At 48.0% G+C, this 25,660-nt stretch carries 20 protein-coding genes and 2 pseudogenes; 11 read left to right on the plus strand and 11 right to left on the minus strand.

The window, feature by feature from the left end:
- Positions 1 to 2: 2 nt before the first annotated feature.
- From Q0323_RS07200 to Q0323_RS07215, 4 genes are all read left to right on the plus strand, one after another.
- On the plus strand, positions 3 to 776 hold the full coding sequence (locus Q0323_RS07200; RefSeq protein ID WP_298053015.1) for a hypothetical protein: 774 nt from the start codon (positions 3 to 5) through the stop codon (positions 774 to 776).
- Positions 773 to 2,383 carry a ribosome silencing factor gene (gene rsfS, locus Q0323_RS07205; RefSeq protein ID WP_298053016.1) on the plus strand — a complete coding sequence of 537 codons (1,611 nt, stop codon included), beginning with the start codon at positions 773 to 775 and terminating at the stop codon, positions 2,381 to 2,383. The genes Q0323_RS07200 and rsfS overlap by 4 nt, the downstream gene beginning before the upstream one ends.
- 9 nt (positions 2,384 to 2,392) lie before the next feature.
- Positions 2,393 to 3,760, plus strand: coding sequence for a sodium-dependent transporter (locus Q0323_RS07210; RefSeq protein ID WP_298053018.1), 1,368 nt, complete (start codon positions 2,393 to 2,395; stop codon positions 3,758 to 3,760).
- 443 nt (positions 3,761 to 4,203) lie between these two features.
- Positions 4,204 to 4,785: a LysE family translocator gene (locus Q0323_RS07215; protein ID WP_298053021.1), complete on the plus strand. Its 582-nt coding sequence runs from the start codon at positions 4,204 to 4,206 to the stop codon at positions 4,783 to 4,785.
- A gap of 543 nt (positions 4,786 to 5,328) precedes the next feature.
- On the opposite strand, the gene Q0323_RS07220 is transcribed toward Q0323_RS07215, so the two are convergent.
- Positions 5,329 to 5,952 (minus strand): superoxide dismutase, encoded by a 624-nt coding sequence (locus Q0323_RS07220; RefSeq protein ID WP_298053023.1) that lies wholly within the window; start codon positions 5,950 to 5,952, stop codon positions 5,329 to 5,331.
- 620 nt (positions 5,953 to 6,572) lie between these two features.
- Between Q0323_RS07220 and ribH the strand changes: the two genes are divergently transcribed.
- The 6 genes and pseudogenes from ribH (at position 6,573) to Q0323_RS07245 (ending at position 13,405) form a co-directional block, all read left to right on the plus strand.
- Positions 6,573 to 7,043, plus strand: a complete 471-nt coding sequence (ribH, locus tag Q0323_RS07225) for a 6,7-dimethyl-8-ribityllumazine synthase (protein ID WP_005871379.1) — start codon at positions 6,573 to 6,575, stop codon at positions 7,041 to 7,043.
- A gap of 1 nt (position 7,044) precedes the next feature.
- Positions 7,045 to 7,419 (plus strand): annotated as a pseudogene (nusB, locus tag Q0323_RS07230) (transcription antitermination factor NusB); the annotation flags it as partial.
- 644 nt (positions 7,420 to 8,063) lie between these two features.
- On the plus strand, positions 8,064 to 8,759 hold the full coding sequence (gene pyrF / locus Q0323_RS07235) for an orotidine-5'-phosphate decarboxylase (RefSeq protein WP_298053026.1): 696 nt from the start codon (positions 8,064 to 8,066) through the stop codon (positions 8,757 to 8,759).
- Between the two features lie 84 nt (positions 8,760 to 8,843).
- A complete protein-coding gene (locus Q0323_RS07240; RefSeq protein WP_298053027.1) occupies positions 8,844 to 11,627 on the plus strand; it encodes an ATP-dependent RecD-like DNA helicase in 2,784 nt (927 codons plus the stop codon).
- A 245-nt stretch (positions 11,628 to 11,872) separates the two neighbouring features.
- A pseudogene (locus Q0323_RS11270) lies at positions 11,873 to 11,987 on the plus strand (helix-hairpin-helix domain-containing protein); the annotation flags it as partial.
- Between the two features lie 560 nt (positions 11,988 to 12,547).
- Entirely contained in the window at positions 12,548 to 13,405 is an 858-nt protein-coding gene (locus tag Q0323_RS07245) for a DUF3108 domain-containing protein (protein WP_298053028.1), read from the plus strand.
- A gap of 28 nt (positions 13,406 to 13,433) precedes the next feature.
- On the opposite strand, the gene Q0323_RS07250 is transcribed toward Q0323_RS07245, so the two are convergent.
- From Q0323_RS07250 to thiH, 4 genes are all read right to left on the minus strand, one after another.
- Entirely contained in the window at positions 13,434 to 14,450 is a 1,017-nt protein-coding gene (locus Q0323_RS07250; protein ID WP_298053031.1) for a hypothetical protein, read from the minus strand.
- 180 nt (positions 14,451 to 14,630) lie between these two features.
- Complete coding sequence (locus Q0323_RS07255) at positions 14,631 to 15,830, minus strand: thiamine phosphate synthase (protein ID WP_298053034.1); 1,200 nt, start codon at positions 15,828 to 15,830, stop codon at positions 14,631 to 14,633.
- A complete protein-coding gene (locus tag Q0323_RS07260) occupies positions 15,818 to 16,546 on the minus strand; it encodes a hypothetical protein (RefSeq protein WP_298053036.1) in 729 nt (242 codons plus the stop codon). The genes Q0323_RS07255 and Q0323_RS07260 overlap by 13 nt, the downstream gene beginning before the upstream one ends.
- Positions 16,539 to 17,672 carry a 2-iminoacetate synthase ThiH gene (gene thiH / locus Q0323_RS07265; protein WP_366939562.1) on the minus strand — a complete coding sequence of 378 codons (1,134 nt, stop codon included), beginning with the start codon at positions 17,670 to 17,672 and terminating at the stop codon, positions 16,539 to 16,541. The genes Q0323_RS07260 and thiH overlap by 8 nt, the downstream gene beginning before the upstream one ends.
- 218 nt (positions 17,673 to 17,890) lie before the next feature.
- Between thiH and Q0323_RS07270 the strand changes: the two genes are divergently transcribed.
- Positions 17,891 to 18,508 (plus strand): tetratricopeptide repeat protein, encoded by a 618-nt coding sequence (locus Q0323_RS07270; RefSeq protein ID WP_298053037.1) that lies wholly within the window; start codon positions 17,891 to 17,893, stop codon positions 18,506 to 18,508.
- A 299-nt stretch (positions 18,509 to 18,807) separates the two neighbouring features.
- Here Q0323_RS07270 and Q0323_RS07275 read toward each other — a convergent pair whose 3' ends face one another.
- The 6 genes from Q0323_RS07275 to Q0323_RS07300 form a co-directional block, all read right to left on the minus strand.
- Positions 18,808 to 19,569, minus strand: a complete 762-nt coding sequence (locus Q0323_RS07275) for a thiazole synthase (RefSeq protein WP_298053039.1) — start codon at positions 19,567 to 19,569, stop codon at positions 18,808 to 18,810.
- Between the two features lie 522 nt (positions 19,570 to 20,091).
- Entirely contained in the window at positions 20,092 to 20,886 is a 795-nt protein-coding gene (thiF, locus tag Q0323_RS07280; RefSeq protein ID WP_298053041.1) for a sulfur carrier protein ThiS adenylyltransferase ThiF, read from the minus strand.
- Positions 20,887 to 21,851: 965 nt separating this feature from the next.
- A complete protein-coding gene (gene thiS / locus Q0323_RS07285; protein WP_298053044.1) occupies positions 21,852 to 22,055 on the minus strand; it encodes a sulfur carrier protein ThiS in 204 nt (67 codons plus the stop codon).
- Positions 22,048 to 23,640: an ABC-F family ATP-binding cassette domain-containing protein gene (locus Q0323_RS07290; RefSeq protein ID WP_298053045.1), complete on the minus strand. Its 1,593-nt coding sequence runs from the start codon at positions 23,638 to 23,640 to the stop codon at positions 22,048 to 22,050. The genes thiS and Q0323_RS07290 overlap by 8 nt, the downstream gene beginning before the upstream one ends.
- Positions 23,641 to 23,848: 208 nt before the next feature.
- A complete protein-coding gene (locus tag Q0323_RS07295) occupies positions 23,849 to 24,976 on the minus strand; it encodes a cation diffusion facilitator family transporter (RefSeq protein WP_298053049.1) in 1,128 nt (375 codons plus the stop codon).
- 18 nt (positions 24,977 to 24,994) lie between these two features.
- Positions 24,995 to 25,381, minus strand: a complete 387-nt coding sequence (locus tag Q0323_RS07300; RefSeq protein ID WP_298053051.1) for a hypothetical protein — start codon at positions 25,379 to 25,381, stop codon at positions 24,995 to 24,997.
- Positions 25,382 to 25,660 lie beyond the last annotated feature (279 nt).

The raw sequence follows: 25,660 nt of genomic DNA on the forward strand, positions 1-25,660 counted from the left end.
CCGTGCGAAAGCCCTACAAAAACTCAAATTTTAATGCCCGCTTCGCAGCTGCGGGATTTTGCGCTGCAAAATTTAAGAAACGCGGCGTTAAATTTTTCGCGCCGCAAAACGCAAGATTTTTTGCAACAAAATTTAGTAGCACGAAATTTTGCGGCGCAGAGCCCAGGGCTCACGATGCCGCGCTTCGCGGTTTTAAATTTTGCAATGAAACGCTTCTTCATACGCGACAAATTCGGCAATCACGGCACTCGCATTTTAAATTTCACGGCGCGAAATTTACGACCTACGGAACGGAATTTTTAGGGGCGAACTTTCGTGGCGCGGAATTCTGCAAATCAAAATTTATGGCACGCGGCGTCAAATTTTACAAAGCAGAATTGCGCGAGACGGATTTTTTAGCTCGCATTGCGAAATTTTATGCGGCTAAATTTCACGGCGCGAAATTTCACGAGATGAAGTTCCAGACGCCAAATTTAGAGCTTAAAATGAAATTTAACGCAGCGAAATTCGGCGAGGTAAAATTCCGCGATGGCGCGCTTTTTAAATTTATCGCCGCAAAAGGGCTGCGACGCAGTCCTAGCCTTTACGCCGCCACGCCCTTTAAATTTATCGCGCTGCAAAACGCGGGATTTTTTGCAACAAAATTCAGCGAAACGGAATTTTGCGGCGTAAAATTTCATAAAACAAGATTACGTCGCGCAAAATTTTATACCGCGGAATTTGTGGCGAAGTGCGAGAAATTTCGCGGCGCGGAGCGGCACGGAGCGGGTGCGTGAAAATCGCACTTTTCGGCGGCAGTTTCGATCCGCCGCACGCAGGACACGACGCCGCGGTGAAGGCGATCTTATCAAGTCTAAAGCCCGATTTGCTGATCATAATGCCGTCGTTTCTAAACCCGTTTAAAAAGAGCTTTTCGGCGCCGCCGCAGCTGCGGCTTAGATGGTGCCGCGCGCTGTGGAGCGATGCTCCGCACGTGGAAGTGAGCGATTATGAAATTTCGCAAAACCGCTCGGTATCCACGATACAAAGTGTGAAATTTCTGCTCGAAAAATACGACGCGAACGGCAAAATCTCGGCGGAGACGGCAAGCAGAGCGAGCGAGACCCCGGCAACCGTAACGAATAAGGCTCTACCTAACGGCGCAAATATTGCGAATAAAATTTCTGCCGGTGCTTATACTTCGGGTAGTACAGACGAAATTTTACCCGAGAAGACGGACGGGGCTTTGTCGTGCGATATATGTAAAATTCTAAGCGGCGACACCTGCTACGCCGATATTACGGGCGGGACGAGCATCCCCGCTAACGCAAAAAACGAAGCTCTGCAAGACGGAATGGCGAATCAAATTTCGGTTGGTAGCAAAAGCGAAATGGACGGAATTTCACAAAGTAACGCGGGCAGCGAGGACGGCGCGAGTAAAATCCAAAACGCAGATAAAATTTCAAATGCGAGCGAAATTTTAAACGCAAAAAACCGCGAAATTCCAAGTAGCATAGCGAGCGAGAGTTCGGATGCGGATGAAATTTCGGGCGCGAATAAAATTTCAAGTGGCGACGCAGACGACGTATGCAACGTAAGCGGTAGCGCAAATGAAACAAACGGCATGGGTAGAGCAAATAACGTAAGTAGCGCAAGTAAAGCAAATGATAACGCAAACGGCGCAAATGATACAAACGGCGCAGGCCAAGCAAACAACACAAGCGATGTGAGCGACATAAATGATACAAACGACGCGCATAGCGCAGGCGACGCAGTAAATTGCATAGGTAGCGCAAGCGGCACGGATACAACACCAAAGCTCTACATCGTCGTGGGTGCCGACAACCTATCGGAGCTTCATAAATGGCGCGATTTTAGCGAGCTGCAAAAATTAGCGGAGTTTGTCGTGCTTACGCGGCCCGGCTACGAGATCCCGCGGCAGTGGGCGAGCCTAAGGAGGATCGAGATTGCCGTAGATGCGAGCTCAAGCGGTTTTAGGCGAGATTTCAAAGACGAAATCCCGCCCAAGATCGCAGCAGAGGTCATAAAATTTTATAAAAGGAAAGATATGCAAGATCCAAAGCAAAGGGCGGAGCGGATCGCCGAAATTTTAAACGAAAAGAAAGCCGAAGACGTCCAGATCATCGATATGGAGGGGCGCGAATATATCGCGAAATTCGTAGTTATCGCCACTATGCTGACCGCCCGCCACGCAGCCTCGCTCATCGAGGAGCTAAAAAGCGTGCTTAAGCCGCTCGGCGAGGAGTTTTTGGCTATCGAAAGCGGCGATGAGTGGAGCGTCGTCGATCTCGGCGACATCATAGTCCATCTCATCAGCGAGGCTTACCGTGCCAAATACAATATCGAGGACTTCCTCGACAAGCTCAAAAAAGAGCAATTTTAAGGAGGGAGCGTGCCGAGACAGACCTGGAGCAGCAAGCTCACATATATCTTAACCGTCGCAGGCGCCACGATCGGCTTTGGTTGCACGTGGCGATTTCCGTATTTAGTCGGCGAAAATGGCGGCGGCGCCTACGTGCTCGTGTTTTGTATCGCGATGATCGTGCTTGGAATCCCGATGATCTTAGTAGAAAACGTCATCGGACGTCGCGCGCTAAGAAACTGCGTCGATGCCTTTGCAGCGCCTAAAAAGGACGGCTCACGCATAAAGCCCGCATGGAAGATCGTAGGCGTCATGGGCGTAATCGGCGCGTTTGGAATTTTAGCCTACTATATGGTTCTCGGAGGCTGGGTGCTAACCTATATCGTAAACATCGTAAGCGGCAACTTCGACCTCTCCGCGCGGATCACCGATCCCGCATTCACGCAAAAATTCTACGCAGATCACATCGAAAATAGCCCGCTCGGCGTCGGAGCTTACACGCTCGTTTTCATAGTGATCAACTGGTATATTTTGAAAAATGGCATCATCGAGGGGATCGAAAAATTCGTAAAATTTCTAATGCCCGCGCTATTTTTATGCTTCATCGCCGTAATTCTTACAAATTTAACGCTAGAAGGCGCAAAGGAGGGCGTGAAATTTTATCTCGGCGTCGATTTTGCAAAGATCACGCCCAAGCTTTTGATCGACGTTTTGGGTCAGGTCTTTTTCGCGCTCTCGCTCGGTTTCGGCGTGATGATCACGCTATCTAGCTTCCTCAATAAAGACGAGAAGCTGATGCAAACAGCCACCATCACCGCAGTCGTAAATACCCTCATCGCCGTGCTTGCGGGCTTTATGATCTTCCCGTCGCTCTTTAGCGCAGGGCTTGAGCCGAGCAGCGGCTCGTCGTTAGTTTTTAAGAGCCTGCCGATCGCGTTTTCGCACATGCCCTTCGGCAACGCCGTTGCGGTGGTCTTTCTCTCGATTTTGCTCATCGCCGCGCTTACGACGTCGATCACGATCTATCAGGTCATCATAAATTTCGTCGAGGAGCGCTTCGGCTTTTCAACGCTAAAGGCGGTAAATTTAACGCTCGGCGGCGTCTTCGTGCTCGGCAACCTGCCCTGCATACTCTCAAGCAGCGTACTTGCGGACGTTAAAATTCTAGGGCGCTCGGTTTTCGACGCTTTCGACTTCGTAAGCGCGAACGTATTTTTCGTGCTAACGGCGCTTCTGTGCTGCATCTACGTGGGCTGGGTGCTAAAAAAGGATGCGATCTACGAGCTCACCAACGAAGGCGATCTAAGCGCGCGGCTCGCAGGAGTTTGGTTTTTGTACGTCAAATTTATCCTGCCGCTCATCATCGCGGTGATCTTCGGGTACGGGATTTTCGGCTAAATTTAAAGCCGCGAGAGTTTTAAATTTTAAATTTGCCTGCGGCGGTGCGATAGAATTTTAAAATTCCATCTGCTCCGTTACATACGCTACGGCGTAAGTTTTTACTCGGTGCGACATATTGTATTGAAACTTGCGGCACGGCGGTCTTGCGACTAGGTGCGAGACACTGCACCGCAGTTATAATATAAATTCAGCGCAGGCGTAGCCTGCCCCTTGTAAAGCGTCGTCGGGAGTTAGGTGGGGTTTGGGGCGGGAAGGGGAGCGACCTCGCAATCCAAGCCCCCTTCCCGCCCCAAGAAAAGCTTGGGGGCGGCGCGGCGGAATTTTAAAATTTTATTCGCCTCAGCGCAGCGCGTTAAATTTTAGAATTTTAAAATCTATCGCAGCGGCGCCGTATCGCGAGAGATAAAATTTAAAATTTAGCTGCAATTTAGGGGTTTGCAATGCTTCTGTTTTTTCTTACGATATTCCCGATATCGCTGATGCCGGGCATCAACATGACCTACGCGCTAAATCTCGGCATCGCGCGCGGCTATCTTAAGGCGCTGCCCGCGCTGCTCGCGCAGGTGCTGGGCGTCACGCTCGTGGCGCTTGCGTGTATATTCGGCGTCGCGGGCATTCTGCTTGCGCACCCTGCGGCGCTTAGCGCGATTAAAATTTTAGGCGGCGCGTACATTTTCTATCTGGGCATCGCGACTTTTTTAGCGCGCGGAAATTTTAAGCTGCAAAAACAAAAGCGCAGCGAAAATATCTTCCTACAAGGCTTCGTAGTCGCGGTCTCAAACCCCAAGGCGTGGATATTTTTCACCGCGCTCTTTCCGCCCTTTTTAGATGCGGACAATCTTTTCGGCGCGCGTACCTTCGCTCTCGTGGCGATCTTGTGCGCCAGCGAAAGCATCTGCCTTAGCATCTACGCGCTGGGCGGAGCGGTGCTAAAAAATCTGCTAAAAACCCATCTGAAATATCTCGAAATTTTCTGCTCGGTGCTGATGTGCGCGATCGGGCTGTGGATGATTTTGGGCTAAATTTTGATTGGACTTGGCGCCCTGGTTTTAATGAAATTTTAAATTTAAAAGATAGATTGAAAAGCGGTATTGCTGCGGCTAAATCTCAAGAAAAGCCCTTAAAAATTTAGCCGCTAGCTTTGAATTAAAATTTTAAGCGATCAATCGCGTGCGCTAAACGCCGCGGCGATTATCGTCCAGGGTTAGCTTGCGGTGCGTCTAAGCGATTTGCGGGCGGCGTTCACGTCCATTGCAGCAAATCTGCGTCCATGGCGAACATGCGGCACGTTTAAGCGATTTCGGTGCTACAAATAGTGAGTGCTGTCCTATTCGCGCCGTGTATGCAGCCAATCCACAGCGAACCTACGGGCGCTTAAGAGATTTCAGCTTTGTGTACTGCGCGAGCCGTATCCGCTCTACTCGGATTATACGTTTAAACGGATTTTAGCTCTGCGGGTAGCACCGCTTCCGTTTGTGACGTGCCCGCGTAAATTTAAAATTTACGCAAGCAAAGCGCGACGGACCCAGATTTTTGTATCGGCGCGTCCGCTTAAATTTTAAAATTTAATCTCTGCCGTGAAGCTCGTCGATGTAAAATTTCACCGAGCCGAGACCCTCTTTTTTAGCCCATTCGTAGGCGCTTGAGACGAACTCCCAGTTGATGCCTGCGTAGAATTTCTCCAGATATTTTGGGCGCGCATTGTGCTCATCGATGTAATACGCGTGCTCCCAAACGTCCACGACTAGAAGCGGCACGAGCCCTTCGCTCACCGGTGTGGCGGCATTTTGGGTCGCTTTGATGCAAAGCTTGCCTGATTTCGGATTGTAAGCGAGCCACACCCAGCCAGAGCCGAAATGCGCCATAGCAGCAGCCAAAAACTCGCTTTTAAAATCCGCAAAATTTTCCGCTAGCGCCGATTTCAGCTCCGCAGACGACTCGCTAGGTTTTGCGATGCAATCCCAGTAAAAATCGTGGTTGTAAACCTGCGCTGCGTTGTTAAAAAGCCCGCCGCTAGCAGCCGTTACGATCTCGTAAAGCCCCTTGCCCGCAAACTCACCCGATTCGGTAAGTTTATTTAAATTCGCCACATAGGTCGCGTGGTGCTTGCCGTGGTGATAATCACAGGTTTGCTTGCTTACGACCGCGTTGTACGCCGCATCGAACGGCAACTCTCTAAGTTTAAACATCTTTCTCTCCTTGAAATGATTTGAAATGATTATATCCTAAAATTTCTAAATGATTAATAAAATTTATTATTTAGGATTAATTTTAAGACGAATTTCAATCTAAGCTCGCTCCTGTTATAATCGCGCTTCAAATTTAAAATTTAGGCGGTTTATGAACACCAAAGGCTTTGCTTCTGTCCTCATCTGAGCGTTTTTGAGTGCGACCGGGCGCACGGGTTTAAGCACGCTGCTAGTACGCACGAATCGCTGCTCACCGTCATCTGTGTAATTGCGAGCTTTTTATATTTATGCCTGCTTTTAAATACATAGTGCGACACCCACATACGTCCTATACACGGGCCTCGGCACGCTTTTATCGCTTCACTCTAAACGATAGTCGCACTAAAAGAGGGCTCGGAGATTAGCCTACTTCGCATATTTTTTATATTCACGCTAAGCTTATGACAGGGATCGGCACGATCGGTGCCGTGATCTTAAGCATATTCGTTCGCTGCGAGAAAATTTCGGCGCGCAAAGCGCCTACTATTTCTCATAATTTCAAGCGCCGCGATGCTGAAATTAATTTAGAATTTTGGCGAATTTAGCTAAGCTTAGCGCTAAATTTAACGCAAAGGAAAACTATGAAAATCATCGAAGGCTTGCTTGCTCTTAAGGGCAGCGAAAAGATCCTAATCATCAACGCCCGCTTCAACCACATCATCACCGATCGCCTAGTCGAGGGGGCACACGATGCGTTTTTGCGCCACGGCGGCAAGGAGGAAAATTTAAGCCTGATGCTGGTGCCGGGCGCTTTTGAGATCCCGCTCGCGCTTGAAAAGGCGTTAAGCTCCAAGCTCTACGACGCCGTCGTCTGCCTAGGTGCGGTGATCCGCGGCTCTACTCCGCATTTTGACTACGTAAGCGCCGAGGTAAGCAAAGGTATTGCAAACACCATGCTAAAATACGGCGCGCCCGTGACTTTCGGCGTACTGACTACCGATAATATTGAGCAAGCGATCGAGCGTGCAGGCTCAAAGGCCGGCAACAAGGGCTTTGAGGCGATGAGCGGCGCGATCGAGCTTCTAAGTCTATTTCGCAATATAAAGGCGTAAAATGGCCACCAGACACCAAGCCAGGCTCGCTGCGATCGCGCTGCTTTACTCCCGGGATATGAACGGCGGCGGCGAGGACTTTGCGGACGAATATCTGGAAGAAAAGCGCATTCGCAACGAGCAGCGCAACTGGACGCTGGCGCTTCTGCGCGGCGCTAGCGAAAATCTCGCCGCGGTCGATGCGCTGATAGATGAAAATTTAAAGGAATTCAAGCTCGCCGAAATTTCTGCTCTGGAGCGCGCGATACTGCGGCTCGGAGCGTATGAGCTGCGCTTTACGGACACCGACGCGGGCATCGTCATCAACGAAGCGATCAACTCCGCCAAGGAGCTTGGCATCTCGTCTAAATTTATTAACGGCGTGCTGGATGCGCTAAAAGATGGCCCCGTAAACATCGCGACAAATAAAATTTCCGAGCCGACTGCGACGGCAAGCGTAAATTCCGAGCTGTCCACAGCGACAAGCGAAAATTCCGAGCCCGCTGTGGCGAAAAACTCCGCTGTTTCGCACAGCGACGATACGGCAAAAAATTTCATCCCCGCAGGCGCGGACGGCGATACGAAAAATTTTACGAGAGCAAAGAGGAGCGGCGCGCCGAAAAATTCTACGGCGAGCAGAAGCAGGCCGTCTAAAAAGCCCGCTAATTTGAAAACTCGCAGCGCGTCTGCAAAAAAATCCACCGCGAGCAAAAAATTTAAAACGGAGAGAAATTTCAAGACCGGGGATAAATTTAAGACGGAGAAAACGGGCAAAAATTTCAAAACGGGCGAGCGAGGTAAAAATTTTAAGGCAGGCGAACGAGGCAAAGACGCCGCGCCGAAAAAAGAGGGCGCGGATAGAAATTTCAGAGTCGGCAAAAGCACAGCACCGAAAAAGGGCGCTGCGGGTAAAAATACTGCGCCGAAAAGTAGGGCTGGGCGCAAAAGCTCTATCGCGCCGAAAAAATCTGCGGACGGCAGAGGCGCTCTCTCGAAAAGACCCGCAGGCAGCAAAGGCGCAGTGCGCGGCAAGGATAAGCGGTGAAGCTCTGCGTTGCGCTTGATCTGGGCTCGAAGCAGCAGTGCTTACAGCTGGCGAGCGAGCTTGCGGGTTTAGCCGATAAAATTTGGCTAAAAGTGGGCTTGCGAGCCTATTTGCGCGACGGAGCGGGCTTTGTGGAGGAGCTAAAAAAGCTTGGAAATTTTAAAATTTTCCTCGATTTAAAGCTTTATGATATCCCAAACACGATGGCTGACGCCGCCGAGGAGATCGCTAAAATCGGCGTAGATATGATAAACGTGCACGCAAGCAGCGGCAAGCGCGCGATGGCTACCGTAATGGAGCGGCTGGACAAACTCGGTTCGCGTCCGCTAGTGCTTGCAGTTTCGGCGCTAACGAGCTTCGATCAGGCGGAATTTAACGCGGTTTACGAGCAAAATTTGGATGACGCCGTGCGAAAATTTAGCGTGATGAGCTATGAAGCAGGGCTTGACGGCATGGTCTGCTCGGCGTTCGAGAGCCGCCTGATAAAGGACGCTACGAGCGCAAATTTTATCACGCTCTGCCCTGGCGTGCGGCCGTTTGGAGAGAGTGCAGAGGATCAAAAGCGAGTGGCGGATCTGGGCGTTGCGCGCGAGGCGGGGGTGGATTTTATCGTGGTCGGTCGCCCGATCTATCAAAGTGCCGATCCGCGCGAAATTTGCGAACGAATTTTAAGGCAAATTTATGAGTTATAAAAGCAGTGCTTTAATAAAGAAAAATAAGCGCGAAAAACTTTCCGACATATTTTTAATAATATTTCTAAGTTATAAGGAGGAATTATGAAAATTTTAGATCAAATAAAATCTATTGACGAAAATATTTGTGAAAATATAGATAAAAATTCGATATTAAACGATCGTGGTTTTCTGTCGCAAAATATTCTTTCTCAACTTAGAAATTTAGTAGAGCATTGTTCAATGTATATAAATCTATGTCTTAACGGATTAGATGACAACATAATCCTAGAAGAAGCAAAGAAAAAAATACCGTCAATACCAAACAGGGTAGGAGGTATAAATAACGATTTTAGATTTATAATAAAATTTCATAATTTACTTCAGATATCAGAATCTCACTATACACATGATAAAAATAATTCAGAACGATTGATGTTAAAATATTATGAATACATGTTACGTTTAAAAAAACTTTGTATAAAAAAATTTAATTTGAAAATTCTTAGTAATTTACATAAAATTCCTTTGGAGTTGGATAAAAACTTAGATGAATATTATGAAAAAATATTATCAAAGTTAAATCAAATAGGAGATTTTAGATTAAAAAATCAAGAAGTTATAAAAAATAGATATTATGTATGGAAGGTTAAACCGATTTTTATAAAAGAAGAGATGTTTTACGAGATCACTTTGACCAACGCTACGGATAATGTTAGTAAATTTAGTCGCATAGTGGCTTTTAGTAAAACAAGCATAAATAGCAATTATGCAATAAAAGCAGTACTTGATAAAACCAATATATTTATTCAAAATAAGAGTATGCCTATTCTACTTATATCGGATATTATAGTATCGATAAGACCATGCGAATTTGAAAATTTTGCTAAGATTTTTACAAAAACGGTTAGCAATTTTGGTTCAAGCACTGAAATACAGAGGATTAATGACTATATTACAAGAAATGGCTGCAATTTACTTGATATCATTTATTTTGAAGACAGCGAATATGATAAATTTGAACAAGAAATTATTAGTGGACGTATACAGACATTTTTTCTAAATATCTTAAATAAATGTAGAGAGACTTGTTTAAACAATTTCAGAGGTTCCAATGTTTTAAGATATTTGCTCTATAAAATGAATAACAAAATTATAAAAGAACAAATTTTAAAACCAAAATATAATTACTCGACAGGCTTAATAAATGATAAGCCAAATTATATATTATCTAATTTATATTTAAAGTATGAAAGCATTCCTTTTGACGATATGCCGTTTGTTTCAAGTCTGTGCGGACACAATCTAAAAATATCGGACTTGCTTGAATGCATTGAGTATAAAAATAGAGAGCACGAGTTTCTGGCTAGGTTTATAATTCAAAATACCCAAGACAATGGAGTTTTATATACAAAAAAAGAGGAGTTAGCTCATTTTAATGATTTGGATGATTTGATTCAGAATTTTAACAACTTACTTTATGAAAAACATAAAGATCGGGAGATTTGTAGTTGGAATGGAAATTATTACATTAAAGAATACGAAGAAAATGTAATAAAAATTCTTACACAATTAAAACAGTTGACTCAAAATGGCATAATTGGCTACGATAAATTTATTGCGTCCAAGATAGAGGACTGCAAAAAATTTATAGATGACGAAGTAAAAATAGATGTCATGAATAAGATTTTTTTAAAATCAAAAGTTGCTTTTATCTATGGAGCCGCTGGAACTGGAAAATCGACTTTAATAAACTATATTTCAAATTTATATAAGTCTCAAAAGCAAATTTTTCTAGCTCAAACAAATCCAGCTATAGAAAATCTAAAAACGAAAGTCGATAATGCCGATAATGCTAATACGAGGACGATTACAAAATTTTTAGGCGATAAAAGTCAAGATATTGAATGCGAGTTACTTTTTATTGATGAGTGCAGCACCGTTAGTAATGCTGATATGGTAAAGATATTAGAAAAAGCCAAATTTAAACAACTAATTTTAGTCGGAGATACGTATCAAATAGAGGCTATACAGTATGGTACCTGGTTTAATATAGCAAGAGATTTTTTACCAAAATATTGTCTGTTTGAGCTTAAAAAGCCGTACAGAACCAATGTTGATGAGTTGTTAAAATTTTGGGAGAGTGTTAGAAATTTTAAAGATGACTACAATGAAATAACAGAATTTTGCACATGGGGAGAATATTCTTTAAACCTAGATGAAAAGAATGATGAAATTTTTAAGAAAGAACATGATGATGAAATTGTGCTTTGTTTGAATTACGATGGTCTTTATGGGGTAAATAATATTAATAAATTTTTGCAAATAGTAAATAAAAATCAATCTTTTGAAATTAGAAATTTTGAATTTAAAGTAGAAGATCCTATTTTATTTGTGGATAATAATTTTTTTATAAGCGATTTACACAATAATTTAAAGGGAAAAATAACAAAAATTATAGACAAAACAGAAGAAAATGAACTCTACTTTGAGGTAGAGGTCGATAAGATTTTTGAAGACGGTCATGTTTTTACTGCCGGCTTAGAACTTATTTCTAAAAATGATAATAAATCTATTGTTGGTTTTGGTATAGATAAAAATATAAATACAGACAATGATGGTGATATTGAAAAAATTCCATTTGTATTGGCCTATGTTATTTCTATTCATAAATCACAAGGCTTGGAGTATGATAGCGTAAAAATAGTGATTACAAGAGAGATTGAAGAAAATATCTCGCACAATATTTTTTATACAGCGATCACTAGGGCAAAAAAATATCTTAAAATTTATTGGTCACCAGAGACACAACAATACATAATAAAAAATTTTAATATAAAAAATAACAAAAATGATATTAGGATTTTAAAAACAAAGAATAACATTTAATAAATTTTAAGAATAATCATAAAAATAATCAAAAGGAAATTAATATGAAACAATATATGTTATTGGATCAATAGATCTCGTCGTTGGACTATGCTAGCTCAGAAGACTAGCAATTTTGGAACAGAGAATGGCATTCTAAAAAATATTTTGGGTAAAGCCTTATAATTTGACAAACTGTTAAAAGTCCAGGCATGAATCGAATAATAACATCAAGTTTAGAGAGGGGTTGGCGGCATTGTCTGCTGGCGCTCGGACGCGGCAGCGACAGGTGCATCCTCTACGTTTACCGAGGCCAGCTACTACGCCAGCACGTCCCGTCTTGACAAAGCCAAGCTGAAATGGTGGCTTTGGAAGGATTAAATTTACGAATTTGACCCGCACGAGCCGTTTAAATTTGAGCGGATTTGCTAGCGACCGGCGCGGCTGTATCTGCAGCACGAAACGGTGCCTCACGGAAGTGCAAGCTAGCAAACGCAACGAATGGCGCAAATTTTATGCGCGAGCTTTGCGAACACAATGCGATAAAGCGACGCGAAGAGCGTAAATTTTATAGGCGCGGCGTAGCGGATGGCGCAAAGTACAAACATAGCCGCAATATGAAATTTTGATTTTATTCACAGGCGCGCTTTACGATGAAGCAGCCTGCACGAAATATAAAATCGCTCCGATTTCTGGCAAGCACGCGCCGAGCCGTATATGCGTCGTAAATATAAAAGCGGCGACAGTCGGCGTCTTTAGGCGCACACGGCGCGGCCTTTCACGACGGCAAGGAGCGGCGGCTGATATTTAATAATCACGCTATGGAGAAAATGAAATAGGCGGCGCGAGTTTTACGAGCACAATGCGATAAAGCGACGCAAAGAGCATAAATTTAACGGGCGCCGTATAATGGGGTGCTGTGAAGCGGAAGGACGGTAGGGATGAAATTTTTTGCTACTTTGATTTTGTGCGCGAGCACGCTTTTGGGCGAGACGATCAGCGCGAAATATGAGATTTCGTTCGGCGTTTTCGGCGCGGTCGGCAGCGCAAATACGCGGCTCGTGCGGCAGGGCGATCGCTACGAGATCGTCATGGATGCCGTCGCGCAGGGCGTCGCGGGCAGCCTAAGCGGGCAAAGGCGCGAGAGCTTCCGCTCAAAGGGGCGCGTCGTGGCGGGGCTTTTGATGCCCGATCTCTACGTCCACGAGGTCTCGCGCAAAAAGGGCAAAACGACGAAAAATGAGCGCAAAACCTACGCTTTCGACTACGCGCGCAAAACGATAAAATTTCAAAAGTTCAAGGGCACGGGCGGCGAGCTACAGCTCGTAAGCGACGAAATTTTGCCCTACTTCGCGACGAACGACCTGCTGAGTTTGTTTTTCAATTTCTCTAAAATCCCGCACTCGGGCGATAAATTTTTCGTCCGAGCCGCGGGCGCAAAAGGCGCCGACGGAAGGATCGACATCGAAAGGCCGCGCGGAAGCGCCGCCGCAGATATCGCGAGCGAGCTTGGCGTCGCGCCACCTAGCGATGCGGATACCGACTCCAGCGCAACGGCAAGCGCAAGCTCTAGCGGAGCAGATACGAAAACCGGCGCAACGGACGCAAATTTTAAAGGGCGCGGCGCGGGCGCGGATAAGCAGGCTGCGGCGATCTACGTAGTTTTCATCAACCAGCCGATATTTTCGAGCAGCCGAGGCGAGCTGCACCTAAGCCTAAACGAGCGCGGTTACGCCGATCGCGCCATTTTGAAGGACGTGCTGCTCTTCGGCGACATCCGCGCGCGGCTTGTGGAATGAGACTTCGTAAATTCGAAAAATGCCTGAGTTAAAAATTTTTAACTCTTAAAAGATAATTTGGCGCGTCTAGGTCTTTATTAAATTTTAATTTCATATATTTTTTAAGCTCGTTATATTCTTTATTAGTGGGTATAAATATAAAAAATTTATTGTAAAGCGCGTCTATAATTAAAGCATCGACAAACCTACATGAAAATAATCCGCCCTTAAACAGATGAAAAATCATTTGCGGTATAAAAAGAAAGATAATCGCTCCCATGCAGCAAAATAACATTATAAAGACTATCATAGAGTCATCAAATATCGCACCATAAATATAAGCGATTACGTATATGGCGAGGCAGGTTTTTCCTATAATTCTTTCCGTTTCCGTGTATTTTCGTGTTTCGCTTTCATAAACAAGCGCGAAAGTCTTTTTAAAATATAAAATATCATCAAATTTCATTACGAGCTGCTCGCCCAATTTTATACATTTTATGCTTGAGTTTAAAAATATAAATTTTCTTCCGTAATGCTGCGAAAAGCCCTTAAGAGCCCTAGCAACTAAAGGTACAGTGAGCAGAATATTCGCAACTTTTCTATCATAGGGGATGTTGGATACTAAATTTATAAACATAGCAAAACAAAGCAACGCTATTATAGCTATAATATTTACGATCGGCATATAGTCTTTGATGACTAGCGGCTCTTTGTCGTAATCACGAGTTTTAACACCTCGCGATGAAACACCGCCTGAGTTTAAATTTTGAAATTTTACCTCGTCTTTTGAGTTTAAATTCGCGCCGTTTAAATTTCTATCTCGGAAATTTGCGCCGCAAAGATGATCGGGTTGCGATTCGGGGTCTGTTTGATTAAAATTCGCATTTTTAAAGCTTTTGCTAATCAAATTTGTATCGTTTAAATTTAATGAGCTGAGATCCGTTGCATCGCTTAAATCCGCATCGTCAAAAATTTCGGCGCTAGCGCCTTTTCGCAGCTTTTGCTTTAAGTTCCGGCGCCCTTCGTTTAGAGGCTTTTTAGGTTCCTCAAACCGCACTTTATTCAAAAAATATCCTTAAGCTTAAATCGCTCGTATTTTATAACTTCAGGCTTAAATCGCAATAAATCGCGCCCATTTCGCGCGTTTTTGATTTTATTTAAAATGTGTTTTGCATCGCGCCGCATGCAGCGCAATTACGACAGCAAGGCGCGCGACAAAAGAAACGGACCGCATTTTCGGATCGATTCATTTCTTAAATTTTCTTATGAAATCGCTCGCGTCCCGCGCCGTCATCGCCGAGCTCATAACGGCGATCCTGTCGGCTCCCGCGCGTAGGACGGAGGCGAAATTGCGCGGCGTTATGCCGCCCAGCGCATAGATTTCGCCCGCGAAAAACTCCCGCACGGCGCGGATCAAATTTAGCCCCCTCGGCGCGAGCCCTGCCTTGCAATCGGTCGTGAAGATGTGGCTTAGGCAGATCGCGCCGGCGCCCAGCTCCAGCGCCTCGCGCGCTTCCGCCTCGCTGTGGCAGGAAGCGACCAGTTTTTTGAAATTTGCACGCAAGAACTCTGCGCCGTGCGCCGCGCTAAAGTTCCGCAAAACCCCGAGCGGCAGCCATAAATTTCTCTCGCCTGCCCGCAGCGCAAAATCTGCAAAATTATGCACAAAGATCGCGGGCGGGCGCCTTGCCCTCTCTGCGCTCTGCGCGCCCTTCGCATTCTCCGAGTTTTCCGCCCCTTTCACGCTCTGTGAATTTTCTACGCCCTCTATACTTTCCGAGCTTTCCGTGTACTGCGCGCTCTGCGAGTTCCACGCATTTTTTGCACTATGCACATCATTCGCATTTTCTGTACTTTGCGCACCCTGCATACTTTCCACATTTTCTGCGCCCCGTACGCCTTCTGTCGCGAGTTTTGTTTCGCTTGCAGCGCCGCGAAGCGAAATCTCGCCCGGCGCGCTATCATTCGCGCAATTTGCAGTGCCTGTAAAATTTTCAGACAAAATTTCATCTAAAACACGAGTGGAATTTTTAGACCGTATCTCATCTGTAGCGACACCGTGCTTGCGGGCCGCATCCGCGCAAAGCTCGCTCCTACCGCCGCCTGAATGGAGCTTTTTTCGAGAAACTTCATCTGCGTTGCGCTCGCAGAGCAAAATTTTATCCGCGTAGGCCGCGCTCGCGTCTAATCCGCCCGCGAAAGCCTGGGTTTCGCTAAATTTAGCGGCACAGGCTGTATCCGCACAGAGCCCGCTCTTGCAGGCGCGTAAAATTTTACCAAACAGCGCCGCATATGCCGCTTCGTCTAAGTCCTTCTCGCGCACGATGATCTCGCCTACGCCCGCCGCGGCAAAATCCGCTATACGCGCGAGCAGCGCCGCCTCACCGCCGCAGAGCGAGCGATTTGTGATGATCGTAATGCGCGAAGCAAGCCCTAAATCCCGCATCTGCCCGCTCCTTTAAGCCCAAAATCCGCGCCCGTGGACGGCACAGCACTGAGGCTTAAAATTTTACCCGCAGCATTTGGTTTTGAAATTTCACCTGCAGCGCTAGGGTTTAAAATTTTATTCGCCAGGCTTGAAGCCAAAATTCCCGCCTCCGCGCTAGAGCTTAAAATTCTCGCAGCGCTGCTAGAGATAAAATTCTTCGCCACCGCATCGAAAACTAAATCCATAGCAGAGATGCCAGAGCTTAAAATTCTGCCCGCCCAGATGGAGGCTAAAATTTTGTTCGCGCCGCTAGAGTTCAAAGCATTCGCCAAGGTCCTCGATTTCAGCGACTTTGCGTTACCGCCGCATAAGAACCCGAAGCTCGCGCCGTTTTTAAATTTAAAATTTATGCCGCCTGCGGGCTTGGAATTTGCGCCACCTTTAAATTTTAAATCCACATATGTATTCAGAGGTTTTAAATTTGGGCACTCATTTTGTAGCTCAAAATTTCCTGCGCCCGCTGATGACACGATGTCGAAAATTTTATCATCCGCCATAGCACCATAAATTTTATCGCCGTGTGCGGCGCCGCAAAATTCGGCGCCGTATTTTACGCTACAAATTTTACGTTGCCGAGTAGCGCGAAATCCGCCCTCGAGCCCGACGCTATAAATCTCGCGTCCGGCACAGCAAATTTCATCTACGCACGCGGTAAAATTTCGCGCCTCACACATAGATATACTCGCTCATCAGCGGCTGCAGCCCGACTGCGCGGATCGCCTCGCAGACCTCGCTTACGCTGCGCGCGTCGCTGATCTCAAACTGCTCGTCGCCCCTCTGCTCGCTGTGCCCGCCGATACCCACACTTACGCCAGCCGAAATTTTGCTCGCTGCGATCCTGATCGCGTTATCGCGGAAGCCCGCCCTCTCGCGTGTGGATATCGTGATCTGCGCACTTGGTAGCAGCAGTCGATATGCGCACATGACCTGCAGCAGCTCGCGCTCGCCGACGTCCTTCGGATTTATTTTGTCGTTGTTGATGATCGGGCGCAGGCGCGGCACCGAGAAAGAGATCTCGGCGCGCGGGTACTTGCGCTGAAGCAGCCACGCGTGCACGCCCGTGGCAAAGGCATCGCGGCGGAAGTCTCCGAGGCCCAAAAGCGCCGCAAAGCCCACGCCGCGCATACCGCCTCTGATCGCGCGCTCTTGAGCTGCGAAGCGATACGCAAAAACGCGCTTGTTGCCCGCAAGATGCAGCTGCGCGTAGCGCGCGGGATCGTAGGTCTCTTGAAAAACGGTGACGAAATCGACGCCGCAAGCGTGCAGATAGGCGTAATCGGCGGAGTTTAGCGGATAAATTTCAACGCCGATTACCTTAAAATACTGCCGCGCGAGCTCGCAGGCGCGCCCGATGTAGCGCACGGGGCTATTTTTCTCGCTCTCGCCCGTGAGGATCAAAATTTCCTCCAGCCCGCTCGCCGCTATCGCCTCAAACTCCGCCTTTAGCTGCGCCTCATCAAGCCTTGCGCGCGCGATTTTGTTTTTGCAGTTAAAGCCGCAGTAAACGCACAGATTGTCGCAGTAGTTGGAGATGTAAATCGGTGTAAAAACGGCGATGTTGCTGCCGAAATGCGCGGCCTTCTCGCGCGCTGCGGCTTGCGCGATCTGCTCCAGATACTCGCCCGCGCGCACGCTTAGTAACGCTGCAAAATCGCGTAGAGTTCTATTTTTCGCGCCGATCGCCCTTTGCACGTCCGCCTCGCTCGCCTCCTCGCAAAAGCCCTCGCGCAGAGCAAGCGTACGCTCCATCATCTCGCTTCCGATATCCTCCATGCCCGCTAGATAGCCGGTTCCCATCATCTTTAAAATTTTCCTTTTAAATTTTCATTTAAATTCCACGCGGCACGCTTTTGCGTGTAAATTCTTGCCGCGCAAATTTCTCATCATTTGGTCTAAAGGTGCATTTTAGCAGGATTTCGGTAAAAAATTTTAAAACGGAGCGCCCCGTTCGCATTTTAAATTTTAGTGATTATTAAAAGACGAAAGAATATACTTTTGCAAAATTTTAAGGAGAAGTAATGAAAAAAATCATCTTGGGTTTAGCTCTGTTGGGATCTTTGGCTTTTGGCATAACTTTTAGCAAAGAGCAAGTTAAACAATTTGAGCAAAATTGCGAAGCGGGTGATTTTGAGGCTTGCAGTTACGCCGGTGCTCTTTATAAAGATCCGACTGAATTTGGCAGAAACGCATCCGATAGGGACTATAAAAAAGTGCTTTATTATTACAAAAAAGCTTGCGACGGAAACGATTATGCTGCTTGCTCGGATTTGGGAGCAATGTATTTTAGCGGCAAAGGAGTAAAAAAAGATTATAAAAAGGCTGTCGAGCTATTCGATAAAGCTTGCAATGGCGGACTTGCGAACGGCTGCAACAATTTAGGTCATATGTATGCGCATGGCAAAGGGGTAAAAAGAGATATGACACGGGCTATGGAATATACCGGAAGAGCTTGCGATGCGGGGAGCTGGGTAGCGTGCGGGAATTTTGCTTCAGGTCTTCAAGCCAATGGCGACAAAGCAAGAGCGGTGCAATACTATCAAAAAGCCTGCGAAATGGGCAAAAAGGACCCGGTGCTATTAGACTATGAAAAAGACTATTTACGAAAATACTGCGACAAATACAACATACTAAAATAGCCCGCCGATCGATCCAGCTTCTCTTAATCGAGCTGCTTTCAGCCCGATTAAATTTTAAAATTTGATCGCCGAGCTTGTCGTGCGTTGCACTGCTGTCAAACTACTTTTTGCCTCAGCACTTTAAGACGCCTAGCGAAGTGTGGATTTACGTCGTTCGGCATAGGGCTTGACAATACGCGCCGTTTAACTCACATGGCGCAAAAACCTTGCGAGATTGTATCTATACAAACCCGAGAAAGGCAAATTCGGCGCAAAAAAAACACGGCTCGCGCAACCAAGCGCATTTAAAATTTTAACCGCTAGCGCAAAAATCCCGTTAGCGGCGAGCTTGCGCAGGCCGTTTTACAAACGGCGCCGAGCCCCGCCAGATAGGCATCGCGCCCCGCCTGCACGCCGAGCGCAAACGCCCGCGCCATCAGCGCCAGATCCCCGCTCGTGGCGATCGCCGTATTTACCATCACCGCAGCGCAGCCCATCTGCATCGCCTCGCAGGCCTCGCTAGGCGCGCCGAGCCCCGCATCTACGATGATCGGCACATCGATTTCGTCTAGCAAAATTTCGATCATCCCGCGCATCATCAGCCCGCGGTTGGAGCCGATCGGCGCTGCAAGCGGCATCACGGCGGCGGCCCCCGCGCTTACCAGATCGCGCGCAACGCTCAGATCGGCGTGCATGTAGGCAAGCGGCACGAAATCCTCGCGCGCCAGGGCCTCGCAGGCTTTGATCGTCTCGGCGTTGTCGGGCAGAAGGTATTTACTGTCGCCTATGATCTCGATCTTTACGAAGTCGCCGCAGCCCAGCTCGCGCGCGAGCCGTGCGATCCGCAGCGCCTCGGCGGCATTTCGTGCGCCGCTGGTGTTTGGCAGCAGCGTGACGCCGCGAGGGATGAAATCCAAGATATTGCGGCTCTTGCTTTCGTTCACGCGGCGCAGCGCAAGCGTGACGATCTCGCAGCCCGCATGCCGCACGCAGGCGTCGATCATCGCGTGATCAAACTTGCCCGAGCCCATTATCAGGCGCGAACTAAACTCCCTGCCGCCTAAGATCAGTTTATCGTCCATTCTATCCTCTTTAGTTTAAATTTTCGTTTTTATGCGCGGCGCTAAATGGCGCATATCAGCGCACGGCGTATTATACACAGCGCGAGATTGCGGCACAGATTATGCGCCTTGCTTCTATCGTTATTTTACGTGCGGCACGACGCCGCACCCGAACTTTAAAATTTCTCGTCAAAATTTTATGCCATGACACAAAATTTTAAAATTTCACGTGCAGACTGCGGCCCGCTTTGCTGCGCGGAATTTTAAATCCTACGTTCAAAAGCAGCTCGCTCGCGCCGAATAAATTTTAAAATTCTACCTGCCCACAAGCTCCGCACGGCAAATAGTTTAAATTTCGTCGTTTAAATTTAGATCTCGTGGTTAAAATTTACGCGGCGCGGTAAATTTCACACTACTTTTAAACGCGCTGTATGCCGCCGAAACGCTCGCCTGCTTCTCAAAACAATCGCGCGAGGCTTAAATTTAGCGGCAATACACAAGGCGCGTAAATTAAAAACGCCGAAGCGCACGATTAGCGCCAAGCTAGCTCTCCTCGCCCAAAATCAGTCTAAGTGCGACGTTTGCCTGATGTGCGGCGCAGATCGCCACGCGCGGCGCAAGCAACCCCACGCCTTGAGCCGCGGCGCTTTTACGGTCGCCGCAGACGAAAACGTTTTTGCCGAGCCGCGTCGTGCGGATCTCGTTGGCGCCGCCGCTGCCCGCCATGCCGCTAGCACAGATCAAAAAGCGATCCGTGCCGCCGAGCGCGTCGAAAAGCATCGCTTTTGCCGCCGCGTCGTCGAAGCACTCGCAAATTATACGCTCGTTTTTTAAAATTTCGGCTACGTTTTGCGCGGTAAGTCGCTCGTTTAAGGTTCGCACGCGCACGAACGGGTTTATGCGCGCGATTTTTTCGCGCAGAGCGGCCGTTTTGGGCTTGTAAAGATCGCCGATCTCGTACTGTTGGCGGTTTAGGTTGGTCGGCTCGACGACGTCGAAGTCGATCAAAAAGAGCTCGCCCACGCCCGCGCGCGCAAGCAGGATCGCGACGTTGGAACCGAGCCCTCCGAGCCCGCAGATCGCCACGCGCGAGCCTTGCAGCGCCTCGTTTACGGCGGGGGCGTTGCGAGCAAGCATCAGCACGCGAAGCTCCTGCGGCGCCAGCTCTGCACCGCGCGCGAGCAAAAAGAGCTCATCGCCCGCCTTCAGCTCGCAATTTTGCGTGCTCGCATAGCCGTTTATCACGGCGATCTCGCCGCTAAATTTAACCTCGCGCTTCAGCCCCTCAAGATCGCTCGCGTCCGTTTCGTAAGCTTTGCCGTTTAATTTTATCTGCATTTTGATCCTAAATTTTATCTTTTTGCCGTTTAAATTTATCGCGCAAATTCGGATTTGCGCGCGGCGCCTTGCATCTGCGCGAACATAGCGCGCATTGATGCGGTATTGCGGCGCGGTTGCGACAGATATCTACGCAGCTGCGGCGCACCGCGCAAACGTTTGGCACGAGCTGCGATGCACGCGGGGCGCACCGAGCGCATCGCACGCGATTTTGATCTAAAAATTTCATCCTGCTTTTACGCGTAATGTTTCAAGCCTACTGCGCGCATTGCGTTCAGCTAATACGGCGCACACAGAACAAGCCAAATCCGCTAAATTTAGCGCGCTAATCCTACACTTGTCGGTTAAATTTAAAGTCGAGAAGCGCTAGAGCGATCCGCCGAATTTAAAAGCTACTAAACGCCCAAACAAATCCGCGCTGCGGACAAATTTAAAATTTCAAGCCGAACCGACGAAAAAGCGGTACGTCGTAGCATGCGTCTTAGCGTGCACGATATGGCAGAGATCTCGGAATAAATTTTAAAACCCCGCGCTCAAAGCCCGTAACTTCGGCATAAATTTTAAAGCCATGCGCTCAAGCTTGCGGCGGCGGCGCAGTTTTAAAGCTTACGGTCTACCACCACGACTGGCGACAAAAATTAACGTTCCGCTGCTGCAATAAAATTTAAACTCTATCGCCGCGGAGCGAATTTTAAAACTCCTACGTCCTGCCGCCGCGGCCTAGCTCGCATTCAAAATTTAAAAGCTCGCCGCAAGCGCCAAACCGCCCTGTCCTTCTAATAAATTTAAAAACCCAAACGCTGCCCTGTCGCTACGCCATGTCGCCGTATCGCTTAAAATTTTAACGACACGCATGCAAATTTAAGCCCAAGCCGCTGTGTCGCTAAGCCGATTAAAATTTAGCGGCCTCCGCGCGGATTTAAACCTCGGTCGCCGCAATTTTAACATAACCCAAAGCTCCGACCTCAGCCGCCGCCTACGAACTCGACGATCTCATATTTTTTGCCGCTTGAGATCTGCGTGCGCTCCCACTCCTGCTTTTTTAAAATTTCGCCGTCGCGCTCAAGCGCTACCAGGCGCAGATCGTGTCCGCGCAGGCGCAAAAACTCGCTCACGCTCATATCCTGCACCAGTTGCAGCGGCTCGCCGTTTACGCAGATCTCAATCATCGCTCGCTCCCAAGCTCTCGCGATACTCCTCGTAAGTACCCCTAAAATCGATGATTTCGGCGTCTCCTTTGAGGTGTAAAATTCTATTTGCAAACGCGTCGATAAGCTCGCGGTCGTGACTCACGCAGATCGCGCAGCCCGTGAAGTTATACAGCGCCTCTCCCAGAGCGATGATCGCCTCAAGATCAAGGTGGTTGTTAGGCTCATCTAGCACCAGCAGGTTCGGGCGTTGCAGCATTAGCTTGCTTAGCATCACGCGGTGTTTCTCGCCGCCGCTTAGGCTGCCCACGCTTTTCTCCTGCTCCGCGCCGCTAAAAAGCATACGTCCAAGGCATTTGCGAATTTCATCCAGATCCCTATTCTGGGGGCTTTGTAGATATTCGTAGAGCTTGAGCTCGCCTGAAATTTTATTATTCGTATCCTGCGCGAAGTACCCAGGCTCGATCGTGGCGCCCATATGCACCTTGCCGCGCTGCGGCGCTAGCTCGCCCATGATGATCTTGCAAAGCGTGCTTTTGCCTACGCCGTTTCGACCGATGATCGCGATCTTATCGCCGTGAGCGAGCTTGAGATTGAAATTTTTTAAAATTTTAATCTCGCCGAAACTCATATCCACGCCGCTTAGCTCCAAAATTTCATTACCGATCTCGCGGGCAGGCTTAAATAAAATGCTAGGCTCCCTGCGCGAAGAGGTCGCAAGCTCGCTAAGATCGAGCTTGTCGAGCTGTTTTTGACGGCTCGTGGCCTGCTTTGCCTTGCTTGCGTTGGCGCTGAAACGAGCGATAAATTTTTCAAGCTCAGCCTTTTCTTTGAGCTTTTTCTCGCGCTCGAACTGCGCCTGCTTGGCGATGAGATTGGACGCGATGAACCAGTCGTCGTAATTGCCGCTAAATTCGCGCACTCGTCTAAAATCGACGTCGAGGATGTCCGTGCAGACGCGGTTTAAAAAGTGGCGGTCGTGGCTGATGACTACGAGCGTGCCCGTGTGGCGATTTAGCTCAAACTCGAGCCACGAAATGGCGTCGATATCGAGATTGTTCGTAGGCTCGTCCAAAAACAGCACGTCGGGGCGCGGGAAGAGCACCTGCGCGAGAAGGACCTTAAATTTATCGCTCGTCTCGATCTCGCTCATCTTTTTATCGAAGTCGTTCAGCCCCAGCGAACTTAAAATTTTCTCGATCCGCGTTTCGTACTCGTAGGCGGGATCCTCCTCCGCACAGATCATCTCAAGCTCGCCGAGGCGCTCGTTTATCTCGTCGTTAAACTCGCCCGCTTCGTAAAGCTGCGTCTTTTCGCGCACGGCGTCATAAAGGCGCTTGTTGCCGTAGAGCACGGCGTCTTTGACGCTGAAGCTTTCAAAAGCGAATTGATCCTGCCCCAAAACGCCGATTTTAAGCCCGCTTTCGATCAAAATTTCGCCGCTGCTTGCTTCGATCTGCCCGCTTAAAATTTTAAGCAGCGTCGATTTACCCGCGCCGTTTGCGCCGATGAGGCCGTAGCGCCTGCCCTTATCGAGGCTTAAATTTACGTTTTCAAAAAGTAGCTGTTTGCCGAAGCGCATCGTAAGATCTTTGATTTCAACCATATTTTTCCTTTTAAATTTCTATTTGCATTGCCTTGCGCGCGGGCTTCTGCCAGGTTTTGCGTGCAAATTTCATCTCGCGGTTTATTGCGGCTTTTGCGCCGCGCGGAGCTGCGATAAATTTCTCCTATTGTAGCTTAAAATTCTGAAATTTCGCCGAAGAGGTGCGAGCCGGCGCGATTAAATTTAAATCGCTAGAGCAATTTAAATTTTAACCGCTGTAATCGCTATCGCGAGTGATGATGAGCGTATAGTTCGGATACGCCGCGCGCACCTGTTTGCAGACCGCGCGAAACGTCGCCTCCATATCGGGCGCTGCGAAATCGACGATAACGTCGAAGCTGATCGAGCGCTTTTCCTCGTCGAGATAAAATCCGTGTATCTGCGAGACGAACTCATGCGAAAACGCCATCTGCTTGATATGCTCGTAGATCTCGGCGGCGCGCGGATCGTTTTTATTAAACGCGTAAATTCCTACGGTATCTAGGATGATATTAAATTTCGCAAAAACGGCGTTTTGGATGCGGCGCGTAAGAGCGTCGATCTGCGCCGCGGTCGTGTCACTCGCGACCTCGATATGCACCGAACCTACCATTTTATCGGGCCCGTAGTCATGAAACATCAGATCGTATGCGCCGATGACGCCCTCAAAGCCGCGCACGACGTCGTAAATTTCATTCGTCAGCTCCAGGCTCGGACGCGAGCCCAAAAGCTTGCTGATCGTATCGCGTAGAATTTCATACGCCGTTTTGATCAGAAGAGCCGAAATTATCGCGCCCAGATACGCCTCCAAGCTCAGCCTGAAAATAAGCGAAATCAAAGCCGCTACGAGAGTGGCTAGCGATACGAGCGCATCGTATTTGGCGTCCACGCCGCTTGCGATGAGCGAGTCCGAGTTCACGCGCTCGCCCGTCTTTTGCGTGTAGAGCCCCAGGCTAAATTTCGCCGCGACCGCCACGGCGATGATGGCGAGCGAAACCGCATTATAATTCGCCGCTTGCGGATGAATGATCTTTTTTATCGATTCAACGAGCGAGACGCCGCCGGTGTAGAGGATGATGACGGCGATTACGATCGCGCTTAGATACTCGATCCTGCCGTGCCCGAAGGGGTGCGCGCGATCGGGCTGCTTGCTAGCAAGATGTACGCCCACGATCGTAATTACGGACGAAAGTGCGTCGCTTAGGTTATTTACGGCATCAAGCACGATCGCGATAGAGCCAGAGATCAGCCCCACGACGCCCTTAAATGCTGCTAAAATTACATTTGAAACGATACCGATCGCACCGGTGCGAATGATGATTTTATCTCTGCTATACGCCGCTTGAGGCACTTCCATTATCTCTCCTTTGAAATTTTACTCTAAGCCGCAATCGCTGCGCGTGTAGGTCAGATCGGCGATTTTTTCGCCGCTTTGCAGAAATTCTCGTACGCCTATGCGATTTAGACCGCCCGCTTTCATCATCGCGCAGACGTCCTTTTGCCTGTTGGCGCGCAAAATGCTTTCAAAATTTTGCTTGATCTTGGGATCTACTTTGTCCCAAATTTCATTTTTTAGAATCGTGGGAATTACAAATTTATCGCCCTCGCATGTAGCCGCGCTCAACTCTATATTTTTAGTCGCGGGGTGACTGTGCCCATTTACGGCATCCGCCAAAGCTTTGCAGCGCTCGACATCGGCATCTCCCGCAAGCGCTGCGCTGCAGATAAATACGCCAAATACGGCGGGTATAAATTTTTTCATTTTTATCTCCTTATTTTTATTTGAAATCTATCATATTAAAATTTTAAATTCAATCTATTTTTGAAATTCAAAGACCTATTTGCGCGGCGCAAATCCGCGAGCCGCCAAAATTCCTTGCGTTAAATTAGTGGCATAAATTCAGCAAATCACCGCTAGAAATTTCTAAATCGCGACAAAAATTCTTTAAATTCCGCGTGAAATTCTATGAGCGGAAATTTTTGCGACGGATCATATGCGCTCGCTCAAAGCGGCGTGCGGCGAGATCGTCCGTATCTTTTT

Source organism: uncultured Campylobacter sp., assembly GCF_938030145.1.
Lineage (GTDB): Bacteria > Campylobacterota > Campylobacteria > Campylobacterales > Campylobacteraceae > Campylobacter_B.

Excerpts from the sequence above, each read along its gene's own strand:
- Q0323_RS07215 (WP_298053021.1), top strand. The coding sequence starts at position 4,204 with ATGCTTCTGTTTTTTCTTACGATATTCCCGATATCGCTGATGCCGGGC.
- Q0323_RS07220 (WP_298053023.1), bottom strand. The coding sequence starts at position 5,952 with ATGTTTAAACTTAGAGAGTTGCCGTTCGATGCGGCGTACAACGCGGTC.
- ribH (WP_005871379.1), top strand. The coding sequence starts at position 6,573 with ATGAAAATCATCGAAGGCTTGCTTGCTCTTAAGGGCAGCGAAAAGATC.
- Q0323_RS07240 (WP_298053027.1), top strand. The coding sequence starts at position 8,844 with ATGAAAATTTTAGATCAAATAAAATCTATTGACGAAAATATTTGTGAA.
- Q0323_RS07245 (WP_298053028.1), top strand. The coding sequence starts at position 12,548 with ATGAAATTTTTTGCTACTTTGATTTTGTGCGCGAGCACGCTTTTGGGC.
- Q0323_RS07255 (WP_298053034.1), bottom strand. The coding sequence starts at position 15,830 with ATGCGGGATTTAGGGCTTGCTTCGCGCATTACGATCATCACAAATCGC.
- Q0323_RS07260 (WP_298053036.1), bottom strand. The coding sequence starts at position 16,546 with ATGTGTGAGGCGCGAAATTTTACCGCGTGCGTAGATGAAATTTGCTGT.
- thiH (WP_366939562.1), bottom strand. The coding sequence starts at position 17,672 with ATGATGGGAACCGGCTATCTAGCGGGCATGGAGGATATCGGAAGCGAG.
- Q0323_RS07270 (WP_298053037.1), top strand. The coding sequence starts at position 17,891 with ATGAAAAAAATCATCTTGGGTTTAGCTCTGTTGGGATCTTTGGCTTTT.
- Q0323_RS07275 (WP_298053039.1), bottom strand. The coding sequence starts at position 19,569 with ATGGACGATAAACTGATCTTAGGCGGCAGGGAGTTTAGTTCGCGCCTG.
- thiF (WP_298053041.1), bottom strand. The coding sequence starts at position 20,886 with ATGCAGATAAAATTAAACGGCAAAGCTTACGAAACGGACGCGAGCGAT.
- thiS (WP_298053044.1), bottom strand. The coding sequence starts at position 22,055 with ATGATTGAGATCTGCGTAAACGGCGAGCCGCTGCAACTGGTGCAGGAT.
- Q0323_RS07290 (WP_298053045.1), bottom strand. The coding sequence starts at position 23,640 with ATGGTTGAAATCAAAGATCTTACGATGCGCTTCGGCAAACAGCTACTT.
- Q0323_RS07295 (WP_298053049.1), bottom strand. The coding sequence starts at position 24,976 with ATGGAAGTGCCTCAAGCGGCGTATAGCAGAGATAAAATCATCATTCGC.
- Q0323_RS07300 (WP_298053051.1), bottom strand. The coding sequence starts at position 25,381 with ATGAAAAAATTTATACCCGCCGTATTTGGCGTATTTATCTGCAGCGCA.